This is a genomic window from Nocardioides stalactiti (assembly GCF_014180715.1).
Taxonomy (GTDB): Bacteria; Actinomycetota; Actinomycetes; order Propionibacteriales; family Nocardioidaceae; genus Nocardioides; species Nocardioides stalactiti.
The window spans coordinates 4,417-9,775 of record NZ_JACEFC010000136.1 but is presented as its reverse complement, the minus strand read 5'-3'; the positions used below and the strand labels follow the sequence as shown (position 1 = coordinate 9,775).

Genomic DNA, 5,359 nt, shown 5'->3' with positions numbered 1-5,359 from the left:
ACGAAGCCGCCGTCGGAGGCGCGCAGGCCCTGCACGACCGTCCCGCGGCGGCCGCTGCCGACCAGCAGCAGGATGGGCGGGCCGTCGGCCGTGAACGCCCCGGCGACCAGGGCGGCGGCGTCGACGAGCGGCACCGGCCGCGCGAGCGGTCCCTGCGTGAAGGCGTTGCGGGTCGAGGTGAGAAGAGCGAGTCCGGAGCGGCCGTCGTTGCGAGGCGGCCCACCGAGGGGCACCCGGACAGCCAGGTCCGCCGCCCCGTCACCCGTCAGGTCGGCGATCGCCACGGTCGTCCGGGCGAAGGTCGTCCGGGCCAGGACCGCCCACTCCTGGGGCGCCGCGAAGCCGGTGCCGGTGCCGCGCAGCACCCACACCGACACCTCCCGCGGCCCGGTCGCGCCCCAGCCGACGAGGTCGGGCCTGCCGTCGCCGTCGACGTCGCCCGCCTTGAGGGTGATCCACGGCTGCTCCTCGTCGAGCCGCACCGGCAGGTTGAGCTCGCTCCAGCCCAGGTCCTCCGAGGTGAGGGTCAGCGTCCCGCCGAGCTCGTAGCCCCACCCGACCTGGTCGAGCGTCCCGTCGCCGTCGAAGTCGGCCCAGGTGCTGTCGGCGTACGACGTCACCTGCTCGCGGACGACCGCGAACGCCGCGCCCGTGCTGGTGAGCCGGAGCTCCTCGACGCCGATCCGGGCACCGAACACCGCGGTCGCGTCACCGCGGCCGTCGCCGTCGAGGTCGGAGGTGACCGGGAGGCTGGGCGGCGTCGTCGGTCCCGTCGACGGGGCGTCGGGGGCGGTCTCGCTCGGGGTCCCCGTCGGGACATCGGTCGGGATCTCGGTCGGGGCCACGCTGAACGTCGGCACCGACGAGGAGCCCGACGGAGCCGACTCCCCTGTCTCCATCGAGCAGCCGGCGGCCAGGACGAGCAGGGCGACGAGCAGGGCGACGAGTCCCCCTGCCCCCCGGAGGCGGCGGTGCCCTCCCGGTCGCTGCACGTCGGTCACGGCCGCATCCTTCCACGCCGCCGTCGGCGCGCCCCTTGTGGCGACTGTCACAGCAGGGGAGGATCGGCGGCCAGACGAAAGGTGCTCCCTGTGCCCGCTATGCCCAAGCCTCGCCCGATCGACCCACCGTCGGCGGCGTTCCTCCTCTCGGAGAGCAAGAACCAGCCGATGCACGTCGGCGGGCTCCAGCTCTACGAGAAGCCGGAGGACGCGGGCCCCGACTTCGTCCGGGAGCTCTACGAGCAGGCCATCGCGAGCAGCGAGGAGGTCATGCCGCTGTTCCTCAAGCACCCCTACCGGTCGGTGCGCACGGCCGGGCAGCTCTTCTGGCGCCAGGACGAGAACTTCGACATCGAGCACCACGTCCGGCACAGCGCGCTGCCGAGCCCGGGCCGCATCCGCGAGCTGCTCGAGCTGTGCGGGCGGCTGCACAGCACCCGGCTCGACTGGGAGCGACCGCTCTGGGAGGCGCACCTCATCGAGGGTCTCGCCGACGGCCGGGTCGCGATGTACACGAAGATCCACCACGGCCTCGTCGACGGCATCTCCGCGATGCGGCTGATGCAGAGCACCATGTCGACCAACCCCGACGAGCGCGACATGGCCGCACCCTGGGCCAAGCGGGCGATCCGCAAGCCGAAGGCTGAGGTCGAGGCGCCGATGACGGAGGCCGCCAAGGGGCTGGCCCAGCTACCCGGCGACGCGTTGCGCACCGCTCTGGGCGTCACCGCCGAGGCAGCCGGCATGCCGGGCGCCCTCATCAAGACGCTCAACAAGGGCATGCGCAACGAGACCTCGACGTTGTCGCTCCACACGCCCCGCACCATGTTCAACCGCAACATCACCGGTGCCCGCCGGTTCGCCGCGCAGGACTGGCCCGTCGAACGGATCCGGGCAGTGGGCAAGGCGACCGGCTCGACGATCAACGACGTCGTGCTGGCGATGTGCGGCGGCGCCATCCGCACCTACCTGATCGAGCAGGACGCGCTCCCGGACACACCGCTGGTCGCGATGGTCCCCGTCGGGCTCAAGGCCAAGGAGTCGCACCTGCCCTCGGCCGAGGGCGGCAACGCGGTCGGTTCGGTGATGGCGCGGCTCGGCACCGACCAGGCCGACCCGGCCGACCGGCTCCGGGCGGTCCAGAAGTCGATGAAGGACGGCAAGGACGCTCTCAAGTCGCTGACGCCCGTCCAGATCCTCGCGATGAGCGCGATCGGCCAGGCCCCGGCGCTGCTCGGGCCCGCGCTGCGGATGCAGGGCATCATCCGGTCGCCCTACAACCTCATCATCAGCAACGTCCCGGGCCCGCGGACGACGCACTACTGGAACGGCGCCAAGCTGGTCGGCAACTACCCGTTGTCGATCCCCATCAACGGGATGGCGCTCAACATCACGTGCACGTCGTACGACGGCAGCATGGGGTTCGGCCTCACCGGCTGCCGCCGCACGGTCCCCCGCCTCCAGCGCCTGCTGACCTTCCTGGACGACGAGCTCGCCGCCCTCGAGAAGGCCGCGGGCATCTAGCGCTCGACGAGTGAGGGGTCGACGGCGCGCAGGCGGGCACGGGTGATGTCGGCGACCGTGCGGAAGCCGGCGAGGTCGGCGTTGGAGCCGGGGCGCACGGGCTCGGCGTGGTTGATCGAGAGGCAGGTACGACGACCTCCGTCGGCGGCGTTGGCGAGCACCACCGCGTGACCGGTGGTGCCGCTGCCGGCGAAGTAGTCGAGGACCCGGGCGTCGGGCGGCATCGTGTCGAGGATCCGGCGCACCAGTCCCGTCGGCTTGGGTGACTCGAAGAGGTGTCCGACCACCTCCTTGAGCTCGGCCACCGCGGTGTCGGTGGAGCCGATCTCCTCGGCGAGCCAGATGGTCCGCAGCTTCTTGCGGCGGGTGCCGGGATGGCGCCAGTCGCGCTGGAAGACGTCGACCCGCTCCCCCTGCGCCCCGCGCACGACCCGGCAGACGAGGTCGTCGGGGCGCTCGTCGATCCGCGGACGCGACCAGCGCCAGACCGCCGGCGAGCCGTCGCCGAAGACGGGCTTGATCTCGACGGCCCCGGCGAACGGGACGGTACGGACCGCGCCGGTCGTGGGGTCGCCCCAGATCGCGAAGTGCAGGGTCGGCGCCGTGAGCGGGTTGAACTTCTTGTTGGTGTTGCGCAGCGGCAGCCGGCGGTAGCGCCGCCCGTCGTCGGCGACGAGCGGGAAGTCCGCCTCGACGACCAGGTCAGGGCTGGACGCGTCGAGCACGCACCGCCGGGCGTCCTTGGCATAGACCAGGACGTACTCGTGGAAGGTCGCGAACCCGCCGCCGAGCTGGCGGCCCTTGGGGTTGAGGTTGACCACGACCTGGGCGAGGAAGTTCTGCTCGCCGTACACCTCGTCGAGGAGCAGCCGCAGGTGGGCGACCTCGTGGTCGTCGATGCTGACGAACAGCGCCCCGGTGTCGGCGAGCACCCGCCGACCCGCCTCGATCCGCGGCCGCATCATCGCCAGCCACGCCTGGTGCCGCCCGCGCAGCCCGGCGCCGCGGTCACCCTTGAAGTCGTCGGCGTAGGCGAAGTCGCTGCCGGTGTTGTAGGGCGGGTCGATGTAGATGAGGTCGTACGACGCCGCAGGCAGCCCGGCGAGCACGTCGAGGTTGTCGCCCTCGACGAAGGTGTTGACCGGGCGCGCCACCCGCTCATCATCGCCGGTCGGCTGACAGGGCTGCCCTGCCACGCCGATGGGCGCAGCCTCCCGGAGTCGGGGCCCTCGGTTTCTTAACCTGGCAACCATGCTGCGCCGCTTCCCCGAGATCCTGGTGCTGTCGTTGCTGGCGACCGCCGGCGCCCTGGTGTTCGTCAAGGACGAGGATCCCTCCAGGCCGCCCGCCGCCCAGCAGGCGACCGCGCCGACCCTCCCCCAGGTCGGCCCGACCCCGGACCCCGACGACCCGCACACCTGGCAGACCTCCGACCAGGTGCCCGGCGAGATCGCCGCACCGCTGGTGCCCGGTCAGCGCGCGGTCCTCGGACGGACGCAGCGGTTCACCTACCAGCCCGCGCCGGGCGTGACCATCACCGGCTGGGACGCCAAGACCGCCCGCGGCCCGGTCCGCTACTTCGTCACCCGCGTGAAGTGGACCGAGCCCGGCATCCACGTCGACTACGCCCACGGACCGCGGGTCCGTCAGACCCAGCCCGTCACGGACATGATCGCCGGGACGCCGGACCTCGTCGCCGGCATCAACGGCGACTTCTTCGACATCAGCGACACCGGGGCTCCGCTCGGCCTCGGCCACGAGCTCGACGGCACGCTCTGGAACGCGATCGACTTCGGGTGGAACAACGCGATCTCGATGAACACCGCCGGCAAGTGGCACGTCGGTGAGCTGCCGATGGTCGCCGAGGTCGTCGGTCACCCCGAGATCGACATCACCAACTACAACTCCCCGCGGGTGAAGGTCTACGGCACCGGGATCTACGACTACCGCTTCGGCCGGACGGCCGGCTACGGCTGGACCGACGGCCAGCGGCGTCAGGTCCGCTACGTCCAGGTCGTCGACGGCCGGGTCGTCTCCAACACGACGTCCCTGCCGAACAACACCCCGATCAAGGGGACCGTGCTGCTGGCCCGCGGCGACGAGGCCGAGGACCGGTTGCGCGCCCTGACCGTCGGCACCCGCGTCCGCGTCGGCTACCGGCTCGACGGCGACGTCGCGATGGCGCTCACCGGCAATGCCCTGCTGCTCAAGAAGCGTCAGGTCCTGGCCACCGACGACGGCGAGATGCACCCGCGGACGGCCGTCGGGGTCGACCGCGACACCAAGGAGCTCATCATCCTGGTGGTCGACGGCCGCCAGGACTTCAGCCGCGGCTACACGATGGTCGAGCTGGGGAAGATGCTCCTCAGGCTCGGCGCGGAGGACGGCCTCAACCTCGACGGCGGTGGCTCGACGACGCTCGCGGCGATCCGTGACGGCAAGCTCAAGGTCATCAACTCACCGTCGGACGGGGTGCTGCGCCCCGTGCCTAACGGCCTCGAGGTGACCTACACGCCACCCGCCGGGCGGGGCTAGTCGACCCGGGCTAGCGCACCGGCAGGTCGAGTACCGCGACGCTCGTCACCGGCGCGAAGCACTCCAGGTGCGGGTCGACGACCTTGGCCGGGAGCACGACGAACGTGTCGCCGTCCTCGGTGACGGTCGCGTCCGGAGGGACGTCGCAGCCGATCGCGATCACCGCGACGCCGACGACGCGTCCCTCGGCGAGCGGGACGGCCCGGACCGCACCCCGAAGGTCCTGCACCAGCGACGTCGAGCCGAACTGCCGGACGTAGTCCGCGAGGTCACCGGGCTCGTCCAGCACGGTGGCCTCC

The 5,359-nt window shown here is 71.9% G+C and carries 5 protein-coding genes; 2 read left to right on the top strand and 3 right to left on the bottom strand.

Annotation, left to right across the window (positions count from 1 at the left end):
* Window positions 1-1,001, bottom strand: a 1,001-nt coding sequence (locus H0487_RS19745) for an FG-GAP repeat domain-containing protein (protein WP_183095940.1), incomplete at its 3' end; no start/stop codon positions are given.
* A 99-nt stretch (window positions 1,002-1,100) separates the two neighbouring features.
* Here H0487_RS19745 and H0487_RS19740 point away from each other — a divergent pair.
* Window positions 1,101-2,525 carry a WS/DGAT/MGAT family O-acyltransferase gene (locus tag H0487_RS19740; RefSeq protein ID WP_183095939.1) on the top strand — a complete coding sequence of 475 codons (1,425 nt, stop codon included), beginning with the start codon at window positions 1,101-1,103 and terminating at the stop codon, window positions 2,523-2,525.
* On the opposite strand, the gene H0487_RS19735 is transcribed toward H0487_RS19740, so the two are convergent.
* Complete coding sequence (locus tag H0487_RS19735; RefSeq protein WP_183095938.1) at window positions 2,522-3,679, bottom strand: site-specific DNA-methyltransferase; 1,158 nt, start codon at window positions 3,677-3,679, stop codon at window positions 2,522-2,524. The two genes, H0487_RS19740 and H0487_RS19735, sit on opposite strands and share 4 nt — an antisense overlap.
* 97 nt (window positions 3,680-3,776) lie before the next feature.
* Between H0487_RS19735 and H0487_RS19730 the strand changes: the two genes are divergently transcribed.
* The gene (locus H0487_RS19730; RefSeq protein ID WP_183095937.1) at window positions 3,777-5,060 is read left to right on the top strand and encodes a phosphodiester glycosidase family protein; all 1,284 of its coding nucleotides are present in this window, start codon (window positions 3,777-3,779) and stop codon (window positions 5,058-5,060) included.
* Window positions 5,061-5,070: 10 nt separating this feature from the next.
* Here H0487_RS19730 and H0487_RS19725 read toward each other — a convergent pair.
* Window positions 5,071-5,359: hypothetical protein (locus tag H0487_RS19725; RefSeq protein WP_220793610.1), on the bottom strand; the 289-nt coding region annotated here is incomplete at its 5' end.